Source organism: Bacillus sp. A015, from assembly GCF_053851875.1.
Window position 1 is genome coordinate 243559 of record NZ_JBSPZB010000001.1, and the last position, 21217, is coordinate 264775.

Sequence of the window (21217 nt, forward strand, 5' to 3'; positions counted from 1 at the left end):
AAAGGGTACAAAACGCATGAAAATATTATTTGTTGGAGATATCGTCGGTTCACCTGGCAGAGATACACTGAAAGAATACTTGCCGAAGCTTAAGAAAAAATATCAGCCGCACTTTACAATTGTCAATGGAGAAAATGCGGCTCACGGGAAAGGTCTCACTGAAAAAATCTATCACGAGCTGCTGCAAGCAGGAGCTGACGTGCTCACAATGGGCAACCATACATGGGATAAAAGAGACATTTTCGATTTCATCGATGATGCAGCCAATATTGTTCGTCCTGCCAACTTCCCGCAAGGTACGCCTGGAAAAGGACTCACCTTCATTAAAAAGCAAGGAAAAGAATTGGCTGTCATCAACTTACAAGGACGTACTTTTTTACCTCCAATTGACTGCCCGTTTCAAAAAGTAGATGAATTAATTGCAGAAGCATCAAAACGTACACCATTTATTTTTATTGATTTTCATGGTGAAGCCACAAGTGAAAAGCAAGCGATGGGCTGGTATACAGACGGCCGTGCATCATGTGTTGTTGGAACGCATACACATGTTCAAACAGCTGATAACCGCGTATTGCCAAAAGGAACTGCGTATATTTCAGATGTTGGCATGACAGGTCCTTATGATGGCATTTTAGGGGTAGACCGGGAAACGATCATTAAACGATTCAAAACGAGCCTTCCAGTCCGTTTTGACATTGCAGAAGGCCGCACACAATTGAGTGCAGTGATCGTAGAAATTGACGAACAGTCGAAAAAAGCTGTCAAAATTGATCGAATTTTGATAAATGATGACCATATTTTCTTTGAATAAATGTTCACATATTTATTTCAGAAAAATATTAATCAGAAAGAAGGAATATGCGCCCTCTATCGTGAATATAGTAAAAATGGTAGGTAGCCTGCTATTTTTGAAAAACATTTTGGGGATGGATTTTCAAAAAAATAGCATCATCTAACAAAGATTGTTCTAATGAACACTCACTTATCCATTGTAAATTTAAGGGGGAGCAGAAATGGAAATTTTAAAAGTTTCAGCAAAGTCAAATCCGAATTCAGTAGCAGGAGCATTAGCCGGCGTTTTACGTGAACGCGGTGCAGCAGAAATACAAGCAATCGGTGCTGGAGCGCTGAATCAGGCAGTCAAGGCAGTCGCCATTGCAAGGGGATTTGTGGCGCCTAGCGGAGTGGATTTGATATGCATTCCAGCCTTTACTGACATTCTTATCGATGGAGAAGAAAGAACAGCAATCAAACTGATTGTTGAGCCACGATAATTCTAATTTTATTATTTTCAACCTGCTTACATCATGTAAGCAGGTTGTTTTTGTTTACTGCTATACATTTCTTATATAACATATTCAGTTCATGAAATAGATAAAAAAACTACATATTAGAGCTTGCATTTTTTCACCATGATGATAAATTAAGATTAAGTTGAAAATACTTCATCAAAAATAAATATTTAAGTAGGTGAAATAATGATTGAAGCTTTTTTGAAAAGAGGAAAGCTTGTTTTTATTTTGTTTTTTATCGTTCTCATTGCCGGGGGCTATCTATTTACGCAGCTTCCTAAAAGAGAACTGCCAGAATTCCAAGCAAATATCGTGACCATCTCCACTGTTTTTCCTGGTGCTGATGCAAAACAGGTGGAAAGTGATGTAACCAATAAGCTGGAATCAGCCATAACTGATATCAATGGTGTAGAGAAAACGAGCTCTGTTTCTGCCATTGGTTTTTCAAATATTGTGCTTGAAATTGATGATCAAGCCGATTTTCAAAAGGTGGCAGGTCAAATTAAAAATGAAACCACGAGTGCCGCATCTTCCTTTCCTGACGGTGTGATGGAGCCAGATGTAAAGGATGAGTTTGGCAACGTGCCGGTTGGTTCTTACATGATTGTGTCGAGTAAGTCATCTGACTTAGCGAAAAGTCAGGAATCGCTTCGTGCGTTGAAGGAAAAAGTAGAGGACATCAAAGGTGTTGACGGTGTCGTCATCAAAGGCTTCAATGACAAACAAGCGATATTGAACTTAGACTCAAGTAAGCTTGAGGATGAGGGGTTAAATGTGACCGATGTCACAAATGCCATCAATCAGGAATTTGACACTTCTCCACTAGGTGACATTCAGGCAGACGGAGAGAAGGTCAAGCTGTCTATTGATGCCTATGACCGCTTAGATCAAGTCGAAAAAATTGAGCTTTTCTCAAAAACGAATCGAGAGCCAGTCACAATTAGTCAGCTTGGCAGCTTAAAAGAAGTAGAAAAAGAGAAAAGTGATATTGTTTCGTATAACGGAAAGCCCGCCTATTCGTTTACAGTCAATATAAAACCAGGGCTTGATATTCCTAAAATGTATGACAAAGTCAGTGCTGTCATTGAAAAAGAGAAACAGCTGCCAAATGGTGTAGAGTGGGTAGACTACTATTCTCAAAAAAGTGAAGTAGATGCCATTTTTAATGATTTAATCAAAGAAGCCATCGTTGCAGTCATCGCTGTCATTATCGTCACCACACTTGGTCTCACCATTGGCGGTGCCTTTATCGTTTCACTAGCGATCCCATTATCGATCACGATTGGAACCATTCCGCTGCCATTTTTACAAGTGGACCTTAATCAAATTTCAATCATTGGCTTTATCATTGCCTTAGGGATACTTGTGGATGATGCCATTGTCGTTAACGATAATATTTTAAGGCAGATGAAAAAATACGAAAGCCCGCTTAAAGGAACGATTGCAGGGGTGAAAGAGGTCGCAGGCTCCATTTTGACATCAACGCTTGCGGTTGTGTTTGCCTTCTTGCCACTTGTTTTCCTATCTGGTGCGAACGGTTCATTTATTCGAGCATTACCGTCTGTTTTAGTGACGACTGTGCTTGCGTCTATGGTCATTTCATTGACACTTGTCCCAGTCTATCAATATACAGCGAACCGGAAAAGAAAGAACAAGAAGATTCAAAAGGAGCCGGGATTCTTAGGCAAACCATTAAAGAAATTAGCAGATTTTTATGCAGACCGCGTGCTGACAAAAATCGTGAGGCGTCCACTTCTCATTGGACTAAGTGGTTTGCTTGTTGCCACACTTGCCTTTTTACTTATCTTCGTCACACCGTTTGAATTTTTCCCTGCGGCGAATAAGAAAGAAGTTGTTGTCACTGTCACACTTCCAAGTGAAACGACATTAGACAAAACAAATGAAACATTAGAGAAAATAGAACAAGAGATCAAACAGCAAAAAGGCATTGAAGAGACGGCCATTTTTGCAGGTGGCGGTGTGCCGAACTTGTTTAATGAAAGCATCTCAAACGCAAGTGACCATACTGGTCAGGTTGTCGTGAGAGTAGACAATGAACAGATGACAAGTAAAGCATTGATTGACCGTATGACAGAGCCTTTGCGAGAGAAATTTAAAGATGCTGATATCTTTATGAAAACCATTGTTCAAGGGCCGCCAACCGGAGCGCCTGTGACTGTAACCATTGCGGGTGACTCTTTTTCAAAGCTGATTGATATCAAAGGAACGCTTACAAAAGAAATGAAAGAAAATGGAGCAAGCTTGATCACGGACGATGTCAATCAGCCGGTGAAAACCATCTCATTTGAATTAAACCGTGATCGTATGGCAGAGAATGGGCTCAGCGCTCAGTTTGTCAGTAGACAGCTTGGTCTTGTGACAGAAGGACTCCCATTAGGCACCTTTAAACAAGGAACAGAGGACATTGATCTCGTGGTCAAACAGGACATGGGTACACATCAAAATAGCCTGAAGCTAAACGAAATCAAAGTGCCTGTGAATACAAATGAGGGTGGTGTGCCTTCACTGGAGCCACTTAGCCGATATGTGAAAGAAAAAGAGACAGAGCAGTACGAGAGCATTCCACATGAAAATGGTATTCCGACCATCACGTTAAAGGCGTACCCTGGAACGTCAGATACATTTAAAGACGATATGAAAGAAGTTGTCAATCAAGTCGAAAAAAGTGATGCAGCGAAGGATTTGACCATTTCTCAAGGTGGAGAAAATGAAGATCAGACCCAATTTTTTATTGAAATTAGTCTTTTATTTGGAGTTGTCTTGCTGCTCATTTATGTGACGATCGCCTTCCAGTTCAATTCATTGATGCTTCCACTTTTAGTGATAGGAACTGTTTACTTAGCGATATCAGGAGCCGTTATCGGACTGTTTGTCACGCAAACGCCGTTCAGCTTTATGGCGACAATGGGGATTGTATCATTAGCTGGCATCGTGGTTCGAAATGCGGTTGTCTTATTCGAATTTATTGAACAGCGGCGCAAGCTAGGTCTTGATCAACGAACAGCCGTGATTGAAGCGGGAAGAGCAAGGATTAGACCAATTTTATTAACGGCATTTACAGCACTAGTTGCCCTAATGCCTGTTGCGTTAAGTAATGACCCACTCTTTAAGCCGCTTGCAATCTGCATTGTATCAGGTGTCTTTTTCTCAACGATTCTGACACTATTAATTGTACCGGCCCTATATGTTGTTGCCGTTTCAAAAAAACGCTGACAGCTAAAGCAAATCTCCTTCTATTCGGAGATTTGCTTTTTTTTATAGAAAAATATCTAAAAAATTATGTGGAGTGTTCATTTGTCTCTACTGAGTAGACAGTGGTATTTACGACTAAAATAATACGTGTTAAAATCTGATTGGGAGAAGTTTTTTAACAAAGGGGTTGTACGTCATGTGTGGAATGATGAAAGCGATTGTTAAAAAAGAAAGCGCTTACGGAGCGGTGTTGATAGACATGCCGATTCCAGAAATCAATGATCATGAAGTATTGATCCAGGTGAAAGCCACATCGATATGCGGAACAGATGTGCATATTTATAATTGGGATAATTGGGCAAAGGGAAGGGTCAAAGCACCTTACATTTTCGGACACGAATTTACAGGGGAAGTTGTCAAAGTGGGTAAACAAGTCTCACGTGCAAAAGCAGGGGATTTTGTATCGGCTGAGACGCATATTGTATGTAATCAGTGCTATATGTGTTTAACAGGACAGCAGCATTTGTGCAGTGAAACGAAAATTTTAGGGGTAGACATTGATGGCTGTTTTGCTGAGTATGTCAAAGTACCTGAACAAAATGTGTGGCACAATCCAGCCCAAATGCCAGTGGAGCTTGCGTCTATCCAAGAGCCGCTTGGAAATGCAGTTCATACAGTGTTGCACACACCTGTTTCAGGTAAGTCAATGGCGATTTTTGGCTGCGGACCCATTGGTTTAATGGCCATCGCAGTCGCAAAAGCCTCTGGGGCTGTCCAAGTGTTTGCCGTTGATAAAAATGAATACAGGCTTGAGCTTGCAAGGAAAATGGGCGCAGACCATATCGTGGATATCGGAAAAGATGATCCTGTTGCGATGATTAAGCAGCTCACGCGAATGGAAGGGGCAGACGTGATGTGTGAGATGTCAGGACACCCAGTGGCGATTCATCAAGCACTCGAAGCTTGTGCAAATGGAGGGAAAGTCAATATACTGAGTTTGCCAGAAAGGCCAGTGACCATTGACATTACGAATCAAATTGTTTTTAGGGGATTAACTGTTCAAGGGATCACGGGGAGAAAAATGTTTGAAACGTGGCGTCAAGTATCTGAGCTTTTAAGAACGAATACAATTGATGTACAGCCGGTTGTCACCCATACGCTGCCATTTGAAGATTTCGAAAAGGGGTTTGAACTCATGAGAAATGGTACATGCGGAAAGGTCGTGCTTATGATGCCATCATATCAAAGGGGGAAGAAATGATGAAAGAATTCACGTATTTACAAGATGAATTAGAAACAATGAAGCAGCAAGGCACCCACCAAACGCTCAAAGAGATCGACTCAAAACAATCATCCGTGGTCACATTAAATGACCAATCCGTTATACAACTCTCCTCAAATAACTACTTAGGCCTCACCTCGCATCCACGGCTGATGAAAGCAGCGAAAAAGGCGATTGATGAATTCGGTGCAGGAACAGGTTCTGTACGAACCATCGCCGGCACAATGACGATGCATGAACGCCTTGAAAAAAAGCTCGCTTCATTTAAAAAGACAGAGGCAGCCCTTGTGTTTCAATCAGGTTTTACGACCAACCAAGGGGTCTTATCAAGTATCTTAACAAAAGATGATATTGTGATTTCAGATGAGCTCAATCATGCCTCGATCATCGATGGCATTCGATTAACAAAGGCAGATAAAAAAGTATACGCCCATTCCAATATGGAAGAGCTTGAGAAAATTTTAAAGAAATCTATGAATTACCGCGCCCGGCTTATCGTAACAGATGGTGTGTTCTCGATGGATGGAGATATTGCACCGCTTCCTGAGATTGTGAGACTCGCAGAAGCATATGACGCATTTGTAATGGTTGACGATGCGCATGCGTCAGGAGTACTTGGCGAAAATGGACGCGGGACAGTCAACCATTTTAAACTCGACGGCAGAGTGCACATTCAGGTTGGGACACTTAGTAAGGCTGTCGGTGTGCTAGGCGGCTACGTGGCTGGTTCTGCGGTTTTAATCGACTACTTAAAGCATAAAGCAAGACCGTTTTTATTCAGCACCTCACATCCACCAGCTGTAACTAGAGCGTGTGAAGAAGCGATTGAAGTGCTGTTAGACGAACCGGAGCGAATTGATACGCTTTGGGAAAACGCTGCCTATTTTAAAGAAAAGGTCATCAATCTGGGATTTCAAGTTGCACCAACAGAGACACCGATTATTCCGATGATGATTGGAGACGAGGCACTTACTTTCCGCTTTTCAAAGGCATTAATAGAGCGAGGTGTCTTTGCTCAGGGCATAGCCTTCCCAACTGTTGCCAAAGGAAAAGCGAGAATTAGAGCCATCATCACAGCAGAGCACACAAAAGAAGAACTTGACCGTGCACTGGCAATCATTGAAGAAGAAGCGAAAAAACTGAACATACTTGATTGAGAGAGCGCGGCTCTCTTTTTCTTTTTATAAAGAGAATGGTTATGACTGTCCTGTTAAATAGGCATTTTTCATAGAAAAACCTCATATGAATTTATTTTCAATTCATAACAAAATAGTCTATACTGTAGGGTGGAGCTTGGTTTGAAAGGAGTACAAATTCATGAATGAAAAGCAGAGAAAAGAGAGCGGACAAGTAAGTTCATCGGACAAAAAATCCGAGAAGGACTACAGCCAATATTTTGAAGCTGTGTACATTCCGCCTTCCTTAAAAGATGCGAAAAAACGGGGTAAAGAAGAAGTCGAATACAATCAATTTCAAATTGACGAGCGGTTTCAAGGGTTAGGGAACGGCCGCAAGTTTTATATTCGCACATATGGCTGTCAAATGAACGAGCATGACACAGAAGTGATGGCTGGGATCTTTATGGCACTTGGTTATGAACCGACAAACTCAACGGAAGATGCGAATGTCATCTTATTAAACACTTGTGCGATTCGCGAGAATGCGGAAAACAAAGTGTTTGGAGAGCTTGGTCATTTAAAAGCATTAAAACGCGAAAAGCCAGATTTGATCTTAGGTGTCTGCGGATGTATGTCGCAAGAGGAATCTGTCGTCAACCGTATTTTGAAGAAACATCCATTTGTTGACTTGATTTTCGGAACGCACAACATTCACCGCTTGCCGGAGCTTTTATCTGAATGTTACCTTTCAAAAGAAATGGTCATCGAGGTTTGGTCGAAGGAAGGGGATGTCATTGAAAACCTTCCAAGAGCCCGCCAAGGTAAAATCAAAGGCTGGGTGAATATTATGTACGGCTGTGATAAGTTCTGTACATACTGTATCGTGCCTTACACACGCGGCAAGGAAAGAAGCCGCCGGCCAGATGAAATTATTCAAGAGGTCAGACGTTTAGCGGCAGAAGGATATAAGGAAATTACTCTTCTTGGTCAAAACGTGAATGCGTATGGAAAAGATTTTGAAGACATGGAATATGGTCTCGGCCACCTGATGGATGAGCTGCGTAAAATCGATATTCCGCGTATCCGTTTTACAACAAGTCATCCGCGTGACTTTGATGACCATTTAATTGAGGTGCTTGCAAAGGGCGGCAACCTGCTCGATCATATTCACTTGCCAGTTCAATCAGGAAGTTCTTCTGTGCTGAAACTCATGGCGAGAAAATATGACCGTGAACGTTACCTTGATCTTGTGCGCAAAATCAAAGAAGCGATGCCAAATGCTTCCCTGACAACAGACATTATCGTTGGGTTCCCAAATGAAACAGATGAGCAGTTTGAAGAAACCCTTTCCCTCTATCGTGAGGTGGAGTTTGATGCGGCTTATACGTTCATTTACTCTCCAAGAGAAGGAACACCAGCAGCCAATATGAAAGACAATGTCCCAATGCGTGTGAAAAAAGAACGCCTTCAGCGCCTGAATGCACTCGTGAATGAAATTTCCGCGAAAAAAATGAAGGAATATGAAGGGCAGACTGTCGAAGTATTAGTAGAGGGTGAAAGTAAAAATAATCCTGAGATCCTAGCCGGATATACAAGTAAAAGCAAGCTTGTGAATTTTAAAGCACCAAAAGAAGCGATTGGCAACATCGTCAAAGTGAAAATCACACAAGCGAAAACTTGGTCTCTTGACGGAGAAATGGTTGGAGAAGCTATCGAGGTGAATTAAAATGACGCTTTATTCAAAGAAAGAGATTGTCGAGCGCGCAAGAGAGCTCGCTAAAATGATTTCTGAAACAGAAGAAGTTGATTTCTTCAAGAAAGCAGAAGCACAAATCAATGAAAATACAAAAATTTCGACGATCATTAATCAAATTAAGGCGCTTCAAAAACAAGCTGTAAATTTAAAGCATTACGGCAAACACGAAGCCTTAAAGCAAGTCGAAGAAAAAATCGATGCCCTGCAAGAAGAACTGGATGAGATCCCAGTGATTCAAGAATTCAAAGAATCACAAATTGAGGTCAATTCCCTGCTTCAGCTTGTAGCGCACACGATTTCTAATCAAGTAACGGATGAAATCATTCTTTCAACCGGCGGTGACCTATTATTAGGAGAAACCGGTTCAAAAATGAAAAATTCATCACCAAGTTGCTCCATTAAATGAGAAAACCCCGCGCCTGCGGGGTTTTTTGTTACCTTTTTTTGAAACAATTTAAGAATGGAATTCCCCGCTCTACTTCAAAGCTCCATCAACCTAAATCTCTCACTCTCCAACTTTTCCAATTTTCAAGGCAAGTTTATGGGCGACCATGCATACACTGAAACAGAAATGAATTTAATTGAACATGAAGCTCAAAATCGTGACACACTAGACGAATGCCCAGCATAAGATAAAACGATCAAGAACAAGGAGGCATGCCGGAATGTCTGAATACCGAGAGATTATTACAAAAGCGGTGGTTGCAAAAGGGAGGAAATTCACCCAAAGCACACACACCATTTCTCCATCGCAAAAACCAACCAGCATCCTAGGTGGTTGGATCATTAATCATAAGTATGATGCTGAAAAGGTCGGTAAAACTGTTGAGATTGAAGGAACATTTGATATTAACGTGTGGTACTCTTACGCTGACAACACGAAAACAGAAGTGGTCACAGAACGTGTGAAATATGTAGACATCATCAAACTGAGATATAAAGATAAAAATTTCCTTGATGATGAACACGAAGTGATTGCGAAAGTGCTGCAGCAGCCCAATTGCTTAGAGGTGACCATTTCTCCTAATGGCAATAAAATTGTTGTTCAGGCGGAGCGTGAATTCATTGCTGAAGTGGTAGGAGAAACAAAAATTGTCGTAGAGGTCAATTCAAGCTGGAAAGAAAAAGATGATCACGAGTGGGAAGAAGAAGTGGATGAGGAGTTAGAGGATATTCATCCAGAATTCCTAGCAGGTGATCCAGAAGAGTAATAGATGACTAGGGCGCATATCTCCCTAGTTTTTTTGTGCCTCGATCTAGGAAAAAAAGGTGCTTTTTTATGCTATAATGTAAGATGGTATGAATTCGAAAGTGATATAGTGAGGGATTAGAAATATGGCAAGTTATACGCCCATGATACAGCAATATTTAAAGATCAAGGCAGATTATCAAGATGCCTTTTTATTTTTTCGCTTAGGCGATTTTTATGAAATGTTTTTTGATGACGCAAAAGAAGCGGCACAAGAGCTAGAAATTACGTTAACAAGCAGAGACGGCGGGACGATCCCAATGTGCGGCGTCCCTTATCATTCTGCTTCTGCATACATAGAACAGTTGATTGCAAAGGGCTACAAAGTCGCCATTTGTGAGCAGGTGGAAGATCCTAAAACGGCAAAAGGTGTGGTCAAAAGAGAAGTTGTCCAACTGATTACACCAGGTACGGTCATGGACGGTAAAGGGCTTAGTGAAAATGAGAACAACTTTATTGCGTCTGTTTCCAGCTTTCAAAATGGGTACGGCCTTGCGCTTTCCGATTTATCAACAGGGGAAAACATGGCCGCTTTCATCGATCGATTAGATGAGGTTGTGTCTGAAATTTATTCTGTCGGTGCAAAAGAAATTGTGGTGTCAAAGCAGCTGGATGAGGAAACAGTGAAGACCCTTAAAGAGCGCTGTCATGCAACGATTTCATACGAAGATAGCGGCCAATTAATGGATGAAGCTGAACCGCTCGTTTCCCACCTTGACGAAAATCTGAGATCAGCATTTTTAACGCTATATGCCTACTTAAGAAGAACGCAAAAAAGAAGTCTTGATCACCTTCAGCAAGTTCAAGTGTTTGAGCTTGAACAAACGATGAAAATTGATCTTTACTCAAAGCGAAATCTTGAATTAACAGAAACGATCCGTTCAAAAAGCAAAAAGGGCTCTTTATTATGGCTGCTAGATGAAACAAAAACAGCGATGGGCGGAAGACTGCTCAAGCAATGGATCGATCGGCCGTTAATTCGCCTTTCGCAAATTAAGGAACGCCAGGAAATGGTGCAAATTCTCATGGATCATTTCTTTGAACGAGAGGATCTGCGTGAACGATTAAAGCAAGTATATGATCTTGAGCGTCTAGCAGGCCGCGTGGCATTTGGAAATGTGAATGCCCGCGATCTCATTCAGCTGAAGGAATCCTTAAAACAAGTACCGGCCATTAAAGAGCTCGTCCATTCACTGCCAGAGGAAATAGCGAAATCAAGAGCGAATGATATTGACCCTTGTGGTGACTTGCTTGATTTATTAGAAGATGCTCTTTTTGAAAATCCGCCGATGACGTTAAAAGAAGGCAATTTGATTAAAGATGGCTACAATGCAAAATTAGATGAATATCGTGATGCCAGCCGAAACGGTAAGGACTGGATTGCACGGCTTGAACAGCAAGAAAGAGAATATACTGGCATTCGTTCCTTAAAAGTCGGTTTTAATAAAGTATTTGGTTATTATATCGAAGTGACCCGGGCGAATACGCATCTGCTGGAAGAAGGCCGTTATGAAAGAAAACAAACCCTTGCCAATGCAGAGCGGTATATCACACCTGAATTGAAAGAAAAAGAGGCCCTTATTCTTGAGGCAGAATCAAATATTAGCGAATTGGAATATGAACTATTTACAGCTCTTAGGGAACAAGTGAAAACTTATATTCCTAGATTACAGCTGCTCGGAAAACAAATGAGTGAGCTGGATGCGCTGCAATGCTTTGCCACTGTGAGCGAAAAACGCCGTTATGTCCGTCCCGAATTCTCAGAGGATGAGGTGGATGTCATTGATGGCCGTCACCCTGTCGTTGAAAAAGTGATGGATCACCAGGAGTATGTGCCGAATGACTGCCATATGGGAAGAGGCAGACAAACCTTGCTCATTACTGGACCGAATATGTCAGGGAAAAGCACGTATATGAGACAAATGGCGCTCATCTCAATTCTTGCGCAGATTGGCTGTTTTGTGCCGGCATCAAAGGCGACTCTTCCGATATTTGATCAAATCTTTACACGTATTGGTGCGGCAGATGATTTGATTTCAGGTCAAAGTACTTTTATGGTAGAGATGCTCGAAGCAAAAAATGCGATGGTGCATGCAACGAAAAACAGTTTGATTTTATTTGATGAGATTGGACGCGGGACAAGCACCTATGATGGAATGGCTCTTGCACAGGCGATCATTGAATTTGTTCATGATCATATTGGTGCCAAAACCCTCTTCTCAACACATTACCATGAGCTCACGGTACTTGAGTCTCAATTAAGTGAGCTGAAGAATGTCCATGTACGAGCTGAAGAGCATGAAGGAACGGTCGTTTTCTTACATCAAATCAAAGAAGGTGCAGCTGACAAAAGCTATGGCATTCATGTAGCGCAGCTTGCTGAATTGCCTGATGCCATCATTGATAGAGCCCAGACGATCTTAACGGAGCTTGAGAGCGGATCACATGAAGTGATTCCGCACGTGGCTTCAGCTCCAAAAACAGAAAAGCCCGAGGAGAAGCAGCAGCTTTCTTTCTTTGAAGTGGAAGAAAAACCGCAAACAAAAGCCGTCCTCAAAAACAAAGATCAAGCGGTGATCGACGAATTAAAGTCATTTAACTTAATGGATATGACACCACTGGAAGCCATGACAAAGCTATATGAATTGCAAAAGAAATTATAATGTAAGGTGAGGTGAGCAGAAATGGCAAAGATTATTCAGTTATCCGATGACCTATCAAATAAAATTGCTGCTGGTGAAGTGGTCGAACGGCCGGCTTCTGTCGTAAAGGAGCTTGTGGAAAATGCGATCGATGCAAGTAGTACAGTCATTGAAATCGATGTAGAAGAAGCAGGTCTTTCTTCTATTAGAATCATTGATAATGGTGTTGGAATCGATGCTGAAGATTGTAGGCTCGCCTTCCAGCGCCATGCAACGAGTAAAATCAAAGATGAAAATGATTTGTTCCGTGTCAGAACACTAGGTTTTAGGGGAGAGGCGCTGCCAAGTATCGCGTCCGTCTCTCACCTAGAAATGAAAACAAGTACCGGTAAAGGAGCTGGAACGCACTTAGCCCTCCAAGGCGGGAAGATCATTTCAGAGACAAAAACCTCTGGCCGTCGCGGCACCGAAATTGTGGTCACCAACTTATTTTATAATACGCCAGCCCGCTTAAAATACATGAAAACCGTTCATACAGAGCTTGGCAACATATCGGATGTCGTCAACCGAATTGCACTTGCTCATCCAGAAGTATCGATTCGCTTGCGTCATCAAGGGAAAGTCTTACTTCAGACAAATGGAAACGGAGATGTACGGCATGTGCTTGCGGCCATTTATGGAACGGCTGTGGCGAAAAAAATGCTGCCACTTCACGTACAATCACTTGATTTTGAAGTGAAAGGGTATATTTCCTTACCAGAAGTGACAAGAGCATCGCGGAATTATATGTCTTCTGTTGTAAACGGCAGATATGTAAAGCATTTCCCGCTCGTGAAAGCCATCCATGAAGGGTATCACACGCTGCTTCCGATCGGTCGCCATCCGATTACATTTATTGAGATGAAGATGGATCCAATTTTAGTCGATGTGAACGTTCATCCTTCGAAGCTTGAAGTGAGACTAAGTAAAGAGCAGGAACTTCATGAGCTGATTAAACAAGGAATTAAGGAAGTGTTTCAAAAGCAGCAGCTCATTCCAAGTGCTTCAGTGCCAAAAAAAGCACCAATGCCAGCTGTGAAAAATGAGCAGCAATCCTTAACCTTTGATGCGAAACAAGGAAACCCAAGCCGGACGGAAACACCACGATCCTATCAGCCGGAGCCGCTCGAATCGTTTGTATACGAGACAAGCCAAACCGCAGCATACGAGATGCCTGAGCAGGAGAAGAAGGGAGCATCATTACCCGCATTTTATGAAGAAGCTCCAGCTGAGAATGTTCATTTAGAGGAATCCGCAGCTTCACTTGAATATGAAGAGACAGTACTAAAAGAAGATGTTACAGAAACGATTCCAGAAAACGACCGCGTTCCTGTGATGTATCCAATTGGGCAAATGCATGGCACATATATTTTGGCTCAAAATGAACAAGGGCTTTATATCATAGATCAGCATGCGGCTCAAGAAAGAATCAAGTATGAGTATTATCGTGAGAAGGTAGGAGAGATCGAACAGGAAGTGCAAGAAATGCTCGTCCCATTAACATTTCACTACTCTAAAAACGATATGCTGATCATTGAAGAGCATAAGGATATTCTAGCAAAAGTGGGCGTCTTCTTAGAACCCTTCGGATCAGGAAGCTACATCGTTCGATCGCATCCGCAGTGGTTTCCGAAAGGAGAAGAGGCTGAACTGATCGAAGAGATTATTCAACAAGTGCTTGATGAAAAGCGTGTTGATATCAAGAAACTGAGAGAAGAAGCGGCGATCATGATGAGCTGTAAAGGCTCTATTAAAGCAAATCGCCATTTGCGTCATGATGAAATCAAAGCCTTATTAGATGAACTCCGGCAAACGAAGGACCCATTCACATGTCCGCACGGCCGACCAATCATCATTCATCACTCCACATATGAAATGGAGAAAATGTTTAAACGGGTCATGTGACCAATGAGAAAAAGCGCTCTTAGAGCGCTCAGCGTGTAGACAAACCCTCGCATTCGGTGTCACTCCTGCGTGCCAGTGCTCACGAATGTCAAATTCGCTCTGGTACTCGTCCTTACTAGACTTCAAGGGTTTTCATATCACGCTGAAAAGAAGACAAAGAGCTAAAATAATCTTTATTTTAGCCCTTTGTCAAAAATCTGAAGGCGCTCTTAGAGCGTTTTTTATTTAACATCCACAAGGATTTGGTGGTGTGACGACAACTGGTCGTTTATTAATATCAATCGTATCTTCTGCATAAAATGTGGAACCAATGCTGATTCCACGATTTTCTGCACGGAATGTATATGTACCTGCCGCAGGGAGTACTTTATGTGAAAGCTGTAATGTATATTGTGAACTTCCAAATAAATCGATTCTAGCCGGAATGCGGACCGTTTTTCCGCTATTCAAAATATAGCTGTCTTTTAATGCTTTTCCGTTAAAGATGTCTTTTGTTGTGGCTTGAAAGCCTGCAGGCAATGTAAACTCAATTGCACCGATACTTAGGACTGAATTTGGACGGTATGTCAGCTCAATGTCAGAAAAAGACCATTCCTGCTTACTTGCTCCTGTAATTTTCGCATAAAGTGCAGCTGGTCTGGCATTGGTCGAAGCTTTGCCTTCTTCCGTCTTGGCTCCTTCAGCGGATGCGGCAAGCGGTACCGATAGTGCCATGACCAGTGTAAGCATCCCCATCATTAAGATTGTCCATGTTTTTTTCATTTCTTCCTTCCCCCTTGGTTGATTATAGGTAAATAATAGATAATAACATCCATTATTTACCTACAAGATTACCATATTCCTATATGTCATTAAATGATACATTATACCCTTATTTTGTCTATTTGTTTAGTAATAGCGGGGGAGGAACGCATTAGGTTGATTCATTCCGTAAGCGTGGCCTGCCATATGATGGTGTGGCATCATATGCATATTTTGATATCCGTATGGCTGCTGATATGGAGGCATCCCATATCCACCACCATAGTGGCCTAGATGCTGGTGATCTTTCATTGGAACATGTGAAAATGAATCATGCTGATTCGTATACGGGGAATATGGTGAATGGTGATGCGGGTAGTGTCCGCTATAAGCATCTTTTTTACCAGTATGATAATGGTTTGGCATATTCATATGCTCATGCATGTTTGGTGCGATCACATGCTCATGATTGGCTGTATACACATTTTCAAACGTGTGATAGGGATTTCCTTGGTGGTAATGATTGGTCTGGTTATTCATATTGTTCATTTTGTATCTCATCCTTTTTGTCAGGTTGCCATATCCTATGAGGGTCACCCGTTTCATGAGCCTATCCATATGAAAGAAAAAGTGAATCACACGAGAAAAAAACCGGCTTTTCAGCCGGGAAAACAAAAAGCAGGTGAAGCGTCAAACACTAAAATGAGGTGCTATGCTTTCTTCTGCGACGCTTCTTACAGCTGCTGCAGACACTTTTAGGATAATAATAGGGATCGTAGCTTCTAGAAGTATCCCAAAAATCGCTCTCAAACCAATCATCTTTTTTATGATAAAACTTCTTTTCTTTACATGGATCAACATGGCGATGATCGTCATGCTTCTTATAACAGTTTGAGTGGGAATGTTTGCACTTGCATTTGCATTTGCACATTGTCATCCCTCCTAAATGTGACTCAATGCTAGTATATGCAAGGAAGATACACGAGGACTGGATGGTGGTGCTTGTTTTGTAAAAAAGGCTTTTTCTTTAAAAACTCAAATGAAAAGAATTGACTATTGCTAAAATAACATGATAAAATATAAATTTTTATCCTCTGGTGAAATGTGTTATAATCATATTGTGAATACTTTCGGAGGTGGCGGATTTGTTTCAAATAGGTGATAAAATTGTTTATCCTATGCATGGAGCCGGTGTGATTGAAGGAATGGAAGAAAAAGAAATTTTAGGTAAGACGGAGGAATATTTTCTGATTCAAATGCCGAATATGCAGATGATGATCCCAAGAGGCAGAATCAATCAACTAGGTATACGTCCGGTAGTTGATCAAGCAACGTTGAAAGTTGTGATGAACAATTTTGCAGAAGAAACAAACGACGACACGCTTACTTGGAAGCAAAGATATGATGAAAATCTGAAAAAGCTAAAAACAGGTACGATCGAAGATGGTGCAGACGTTGTGAAAGATCTGATGAGACGAAATCAGAAGAAAGCATTAAATTCAAGTGAAAAGAAAATGCTTGAAGATGCACGAGGCATGTTAGTGAGTGAAATTTCACTTGCACAAGGGTTATCGCAAGATGAAGTGCTGACAGTCTTAGAGAATGAATTAAGAGTTTAATGATGGATATACAGTAATTGGCTGTAAACAGAAGGGTATACACCTTTTGTTTACAGCTTTTTTGTTTGAAAAAAGAGTAATATTTCCATTTTTGCAGGAGTTTTTTACTAAATCTGAAATAAGGTCATAGGATTTAAATTTTACTTGCAAATGAGCGTTTCAAAGAAGTCTGAAATACCTAGACAACATAAAAAAAACAGGTAAGTTCTCCTGATTCGTTAAAAAGAGCCGGACATTCTTTGAATTTTCTTAGCCATTGATAGTAAAATAATGCGATAAGATGGCATCTAAGAGAATGAAAAGGAGCGGTGAAATGAAAAGGCTACTTATATGTGGATTCATCTTTCTGATCCTGTGTGCTCTTTTAATGGTGAAATGCAGCCATTCCGTTCAAGAAAAAAAAGAGCAAAAACAACATCAAGAAGAAGTAGAAAAGTTTAAGAAAGAGCGAAAAAAAGGTGATCAATATGAAAGTTTTAAACAGCTCATACGACATGAAAGGGACGGCTATGAGATAGAATTTCACGAAAAGGGTGGTAGTGATTTACTCGTATTTTCTCCTCATGGAGGTGAAATTGAACCAGGAACAAGTGAAATTGTAGAAGCATTTCAAGAAAGGTACTCTACGTATTTGTTTGAAGGTACGAAACAAGACAATAATCGAGACTTGCATATCACGAGTACAAAATTTGATGAACCCATTTTGGTTCAAATGATTAAAACGTATCCCTTTTCAGTTTCCATCCACGGCTATAAAAGTGATAAAAGGCATACGTTAGTTGGCGGGACAAACCCAGAAATGAAAAGAGCTGTTGTACGAGAATTAAAAGATCGTGGCTTTTCCGCAGAAATGGTGCAAGAGGGGGAACGGCTTTCTGGAACAGATCCCAAAAACATTAATAATCAAAATGCAAGTGGTGAAAGTGTTCAGCTAGAAATTAGTACGGCGCAGAGAGAAGCCTTTTTTGACAATTTTGATACGAGAAAAGGAAAGAAGAAAGCATTCAGACGATATATTAGTGCCTTAAAAAAAGTGCTAAGAGAATTCGATCCATCTTCGTAGAAAAAGGTTTTGATGGGCAAAAGTACTCTATTTAAACTTGGTAAAAAAGATAGAAACACACGAATTGAAGATGAAATATGAAAAAAATGACAATTTGCCTTAAAAACATAAATTATGTAAAATAATAGTTATCAGTTTGATATGATAGAATGGGGCTGAAGTGGGTGGCACACAAAATACCATCTTCCGAAGTAGGTGTAAAGATCAATCAATGGTACACGCATATTTGCAAATTTGAAGTGGAACAGGCAAACGACATGAAGCACCTTGTTGAAGAAAAAATTCATGAGATGGAAGAGGATCAAGATTTATTACTTTATTATTCTCTAATGGATTTTCGCCATCAAATGATGCTTCAGCACTTAACGCCAGTCCATGCAGGGAGTGAAACGCTTCAAGCTGTGTCCTTTCCTAAAGAAATTGAAGATGCAGAAGATGAGATGACAGGCTTACTGGGCTATTACTTTCATTTTTTCCATGGGATGTATGCGTTTATCCAGCGCCGATATATCGAGGCCATTTCATATTACAAGCATGCGGAACATCAACTGATCTTGGTGACAGATGAAATCGAAAAAGCGGAATTTTACTATAAAATCGCTGAAGTATACTATCATATGAAACAAACCTATTTCTCTATGCACTATGCCAAAAAAGCGAGAGACATCTATAAGAAACATCAGCTTTATGGAAAAAGAAGCATTCAATGTGATTTTGTGATGGCAGGTAATTGGATTGATGTCAATCAGCACCAAAAAGCGCTTCCTTATTTAGAAAAAGCGTTAAAGGTCTGTGAAGCGATGGAAAGACAAGAATGCACGTCTTATTTTAAAGCGATGGCTCTTAATAACTTAGGAACTTGTCATTATAGTATGGGCACGTACCATACAGCAACTGTCTTTTTTGAACAAGCCATTTCACTTTATCAAAAAGACCAAGCAGCCACGATGATAAAATCATTGTTTTCACTTGCTCTTACTTGTTTTAAACTCGGAGATATGGAGCGAGCGAGTGAAGCCATAACCAAAGGAATGAATCAGGCTTGTTTATTGGAAGATGAGATTTATCAGTTGAAATTCCAATTTTTGCAGGCGCTCTATATAGAGAAAGACAGCGGTGATCAATTGAGATCGGCACTTTTTGGTCTAAGAAGCAAAAAAATGTTTGCTGATTTAGAGGAATTAGCACTTGATGCGGCTAATTATTATAAGGAACGCGACATGTACAAGGAATCTTCCACTTTTTTTGAAATTGTGATCGAAGCGCGTATGCACATTCAAAAAGGAGATGAGATGTATGAGAACGAAGCATAACATGTCAGCTGCTCAAGTAGATGAAAGACTTCACACATAAAAACAGACAAACAACACCCTTTACGCAAAAACGTAAAGGGCTTTTTTATTTATTCTTTCATCGCTTTCTCTGCGTCAATTGCACCTGCTCCATAAATCATTGGATCATCTCCAGACCACTTGCTTGTATTTTCTATTAATAGGGCTTTGACATCATCAGGTGTTAAATCCGGGGAATGCTCTAAAAGAAGAGCGCAAATACCGGCGCAAATCGGTGTTGCCATTGATGTGCCAGATAGCGTCGTATAATCATCATCGACTCTGCTTGATTTATCTAGTTTATCCAAAAAGGATCTTGGTGATCTGAGAGATACGATGTTGACTCCTGGTGCAAGGATATCTGGCTTTGCTTCACCATAGACAGTTGGACCTCTGCTCGAAAATGGTGCCACGATATCGTCACTTGATTCTGGTGTATTCCGGTCATCATAGGCGCCGACCGTAATGACTTTTTGACTGACAGCCGGGCTCGCAATCGTTTGACTGTTAGGACCAGAGTTTCCAGCAGCGACGCAAACAACAATGCCTTGATCCCAAGCCGCATTGACAGCGCGCACCATCGGATCATCTTGTTCATCATCATAACGCTGAGCATCTCCGCCTAGTGACATACTCATAATATGAATTGGATCATCGGGATGGTCTTCGTTGAACTGTATGCACCACTCAACACCTTCTATAATAGTAGAAAGTGATCCAGCGCCTTGTTTATTTAACACTTTCACGCCAATGAGATTTGCTTTTGGGGCAGGTCCCTTGTATAAGCCGTCTGAGGCGGCTCCGTCTCCAGCCACATCTCCAGCGCAGTGAGTACCGTGCCCGTTATCGTCATAAGGCTTCGTTTTTTGTTTGACTAAATCCACAAATCCGCGAATCCGTCCATCTAAATCTTCATGCGGATAAATCCCCGTATCAATGACAGCCACCGTCATGCCTTCACCGGTTAATGTCGTGCCATTTCGTTTGACTTGGTCAGCATGACTTGCTTGTGTTGCGATATCGAGCAGCGCATGAACTTGTCGGTCTAAATAAATCTTTCGAATATGCTCCCCATTCGCTAACAGTTCCTCTAAAGCAGCAGGTGTCAAATCAGCTGCGCAGCAATCGATGTGGGTAAAGTGCTGTTTTATCTTTGTTTTTCTATTTTTTTTCATTAGCTGCTTTGTACTTTGAATACCTGCTTCGACTGCATCCTCCTTAAATTCAATGATCACACGAAGCTTCTTTTTCTTCTTTAATCTTCCTTCAAAAAAGCGATGAAGAAAACAAGGCGTCCACTTAAAGGGTTTATAGAGGTGAAGGACGGTTTCTCTTAACGGCTGATCCAGTTTACTAGCATGCGTTCTGACCATTTGCACCATGGAAAATCCAAACATGTGATGCCCTCCATTCTAGCTATCAATTCTCGTACACTCTTACGTTATGAGACTGAAAGCTGCTTTGTTCGGATTCTTGTCCCTCCTTTTCTTCATATTGGCGGCTTGCTCATTTATTCTAAAAAGAAAAACGCTTACATTTTGTAAAATAATAGAAAAAGGTGGAAATCATGTAGAATCTGCCGATGATAGGTGGGAGAGTTTTTCTTAGAGCATCAGTGAAACAATGGATTTTGCAGAAAAAGGGGGGCTAGACAGGGTCAATGCTCATACAAATGTGATGCGTCACAGTTGAAAAAAATCAAATTCGCATAAAAAAAAGCCGAATTAAAGAAAACAGACTGGGTAGGACTAGGTCATTTTAAACATAACTTCATTTGTTTGTCATACTATTCTAACTCTGTTTTCAAACAGGAGAGACGTTTCTGTGTATATAAATGCAATTATCTTATTTTTGAGGAATCTCATGATCTAGAGTGTTATGATCAAATTTGAAGAGAAAATGTGGAAAAAATGAAAAGAAATGATGATTCAATATTAATCATAGAAACGGCTTAGAAATCTGTTAAA

16 protein-coding genes are annotated in these 21217 nt (G+C 40.9%); 13 read left to right on the forward strand and 3 right to left on the reverse strand.

The genetic code is table 11. The features are described 5' to 3' along the window. The first annotated feature begins 16 nt into the window (after positions 1 to 16). From ACSLGF_RS01185 to mutL, 10 genes are all read left to right on the forward strand, one after another. Entirely contained in the window at positions 17 to 811 is a 795-nt protein-coding gene (locus ACSLGF_RS01185) for a TIGR00282 family metallophosphoesterase (protein ID WP_456001610.1), read from the forward strand. Between the two features lie 202 nt (positions 812 to 1013). Continuing rightward, positions 1014 to 1274: a stage V sporulation protein SpoVS gene (gene spoVS, locus ACSLGF_RS01190; protein WP_003211281.1), complete on the forward strand. Its 261-nt coding sequence runs from the start codon at positions 1014 to 1016 to the stop codon at positions 1272 to 1274. 204 nt (positions 1275 to 1478) lie between these two features. Then, positions 1479 to 4526, forward strand: a complete 3048-nt coding sequence (locus ACSLGF_RS01195) for an efflux RND transporter permease subunit (protein WP_456001612.1) — start codon at positions 1479 to 1481, stop codon at positions 4524 to 4526. A gap of 175 nt (positions 4527 to 4701) precedes the next feature. Further along, positions 4702 to 5766 (forward strand): L-threonine 3-dehydrogenase, encoded by a 1065-nt coding sequence (tdh, locus tag ACSLGF_RS01200; RefSeq protein ID WP_456001614.1) that lies wholly within the window; start codon positions 4702 to 4704, stop codon positions 5764 to 5766. Next, positions 5766 to 6944: a glycine C-acetyltransferase gene (locus tag ACSLGF_RS01205; protein ID WP_456001616.1), complete on the forward strand. Its 1179-nt coding sequence runs from the start codon at positions 5766 to 5768 to the stop codon at positions 6942 to 6944. Before tdh ends, ACSLGF_RS01205 begins: the two co-directional genes overlap by 1 nt. Before the next feature lie 160 nt (positions 6945 to 7104). Further along, positions 7105 to 8631, forward strand: coding sequence for a tRNA (N6-isopentenyl adenosine(37)-C2)-methylthiotransferase MiaB (gene miaB / locus ACSLGF_RS01210; RefSeq protein ID WP_456001618.1), 1527 nt, complete (start codon positions 7105 to 7107; stop codon positions 8629 to 8631). A gap of 1 nt (position 8632) precedes the next feature. After that, positions 8633 to 9067 (forward strand): RicAFT regulatory complex protein RicA family protein, encoded by a 435-nt coding sequence (locus ACSLGF_RS01215; protein ID WP_456001620.1) that lies wholly within the window; start codon positions 8633 to 8635, stop codon positions 9065 to 9067. A gap of 259 nt (positions 9068 to 9326) precedes the next feature. Next, positions 9327 to 9872, forward strand: a complete 546-nt coding sequence (gene cotE / locus ACSLGF_RS01220; RefSeq protein ID WP_007499466.1) for an outer spore coat protein CotE — start codon at positions 9327 to 9329, stop codon at positions 9870 to 9872. Between the two features lie 124 nt (positions 9873 to 9996). After that, positions 9997 to 12573, forward strand: a complete 2577-nt coding sequence (gene mutS / locus ACSLGF_RS01225) for a DNA mismatch repair protein MutS (RefSeq protein ID WP_456001622.1) — start codon at positions 9997 to 9999, stop codon at positions 12571 to 12573. Positions 12574 to 12594: 21 nt separating this feature from the next. After that, complete coding sequence (mutL, locus tag ACSLGF_RS01230; protein ID WP_456001624.1) at positions 12595 to 14496, forward strand: DNA mismatch repair endonuclease MutL; 1902 nt, start codon at positions 12595 to 12597, stop codon at positions 14494 to 14496. A 225-nt stretch (positions 14497 to 14721) separates the two neighbouring features. On the opposite strand, the gene bslA is transcribed toward mutL, so the two are convergent. Both bslA and ACSLGF_RS01240 read right to left on the reverse strand, forming a co-directional pair. Then, positions 14722 to 15258 (reverse strand): biofilm surface layer hydrophobin BslA, encoded by a 537-nt coding sequence (gene bslA, locus ACSLGF_RS01235; RefSeq protein ID WP_456001626.1) that lies wholly within the window; start codon positions 15256 to 15258, stop codon positions 14722 to 14724. 126 nt (positions 15259 to 15384) lie between these two features. After that, positions 15385 to 15786 (reverse strand): hypothetical protein, encoded by a 402-nt coding sequence (locus ACSLGF_RS01240; RefSeq protein ID WP_456001628.1) that lies wholly within the window; start codon positions 15784 to 15786, stop codon positions 15385 to 15387. Positions 15787 to 16382: 596 nt separating this feature from the next. On the opposite strand from ACSLGF_RS01240, the gene ACSLGF_RS01245 reads away from it, so the two are divergent. From ACSLGF_RS01245 to ACSLGF_RS01255, 3 genes are all read left to right on the forward strand, one after another. After that, on the forward strand, positions 16383 to 16856 hold the full coding sequence (locus tag ACSLGF_RS01245; protein ID WP_456001630.1) for a CarD family transcriptional regulator: 474 nt from the start codon (positions 16383 to 16385) through the stop codon (positions 16854 to 16856). Between the two features lie 313 nt (positions 16857 to 17169). Continuing rightward, positions 17170 to 17919 carry a poly-gamma-glutamate hydrolase family protein gene (locus ACSLGF_RS01250; protein WP_456001632.1) on the forward strand — a complete coding sequence of 250 codons (750 nt, stop codon included), beginning with the start codon at positions 17170 to 17172 and terminating at the stop codon, positions 17917 to 17919. A gap of 164 nt (positions 17920 to 18083) precedes the next feature. Beyond that, complete coding sequence (locus ACSLGF_RS01255; protein WP_456001634.1) at positions 18084 to 19232, forward strand: response regulator aspartate phosphatase; 1149 nt, start codon at positions 18084 to 18086, stop codon at positions 19230 to 19232. Between the two features lie 89 nt (positions 19233 to 19321). Here the strand turns inward: ACSLGF_RS01255 and ACSLGF_RS01260 are convergent, their stop codons facing one another. Continuing rightward, positions 19322 to 20647, reverse strand: a complete 1326-nt coding sequence (locus ACSLGF_RS01260; protein ID WP_456001636.1) for a S8 family peptidase — start codon at positions 20645 to 20647, stop codon at positions 19322 to 19324. Positions 20648 to 21217: the final 570 nt, after the last annotated feature.

What these genes read in the sequence shown, in the direction of transcription:
- ACSLGF_RS01185 (WP_456001610.1), top strand. Translation starts at nt 17, where the DNA reads ATGAAAATATTATTTGTTGGAGATATCGTCGGTTCACCTGGCAGAGAT.
- spoVS (WP_003211281.1), top strand. Translation starts at nt 1,014, where the DNA reads ATGGAAATTTTAAAAGTTTCAGCAAAGTCAAATCCGAATTCAGTAGCA.
- ACSLGF_RS01195 (WP_456001612.1), top strand. Translation starts at nt 1,479, where the DNA reads ATGATTGAAGCTTTTTTGAAAAGAGGAAAGCTTGTTTTTATTTTGTTT.
- tdh (WP_456001614.1), top strand. Translation starts at nt 4,702, where the DNA reads ATGTGTGGAATGATGAAAGCGATTGTTAAAAAAGAAAGCGCTTACGGA.
- ACSLGF_RS01205 (WP_456001616.1), top strand. Translation starts at nt 5,766, where the DNA reads ATGAAAGAATTCACGTATTTACAAGATGAATTAGAAACAATGAAGCAG.
- miaB (WP_456001618.1), top strand. Translation starts at nt 7,105, where the DNA reads ATGAATGAAAAGCAGAGAAAAGAGAGCGGACAAGTAAGTTCATCGGAC.
- ACSLGF_RS01215 (WP_456001620.1), top strand. Translation starts at nt 8,633, where the DNA reads ATGACGCTTTATTCAAAGAAAGAGATTGTCGAGCGCGCAAGAGAGCTC.
- cotE (WP_007499466.1), top strand. Translation starts at nt 9,327, where the DNA reads ATGTCTGAATACCGAGAGATTATTACAAAAGCGGTGGTTGCAAAAGGG.
- mutS (WP_456001622.1), top strand. Translation starts at nt 9,997, where the DNA reads ATGGCAAGTTATACGCCCATGATACAGCAATATTTAAAGATCAAGGCA.
- mutL (WP_456001624.1), top strand. Translation starts at nt 12,595, where the DNA reads ATGGCAAAGATTATTCAGTTATCCGATGACCTATCAAATAAAATTGCT.
- bslA (WP_456001626.1), bottom strand. Translation starts at nt 15,258, where the DNA reads ATGAAAAAAACATGGACAATCTTAATGATGGGGATGCTTACACTGGTC.
- ACSLGF_RS01240 (WP_456001628.1), bottom strand. Translation starts at nt 15,786, where the DNA reads ATGAACAATATGAATAACCAGACCAATCATTACCACCAAGGAAATCCC.
- ACSLGF_RS01250 (WP_456001632.1), top strand. Translation starts at nt 17,170, where the DNA reads ATGAAAAGGCTACTTATATGTGGATTCATCTTTCTGATCCTGTGTGCT.
- ACSLGF_RS01260 (WP_456001636.1), bottom strand. Translation starts at nt 20,647, where the DNA reads ATGTTTGGATTTTCCATGGTGCAAATGGTCAGAACGCATGCTAGTAAA.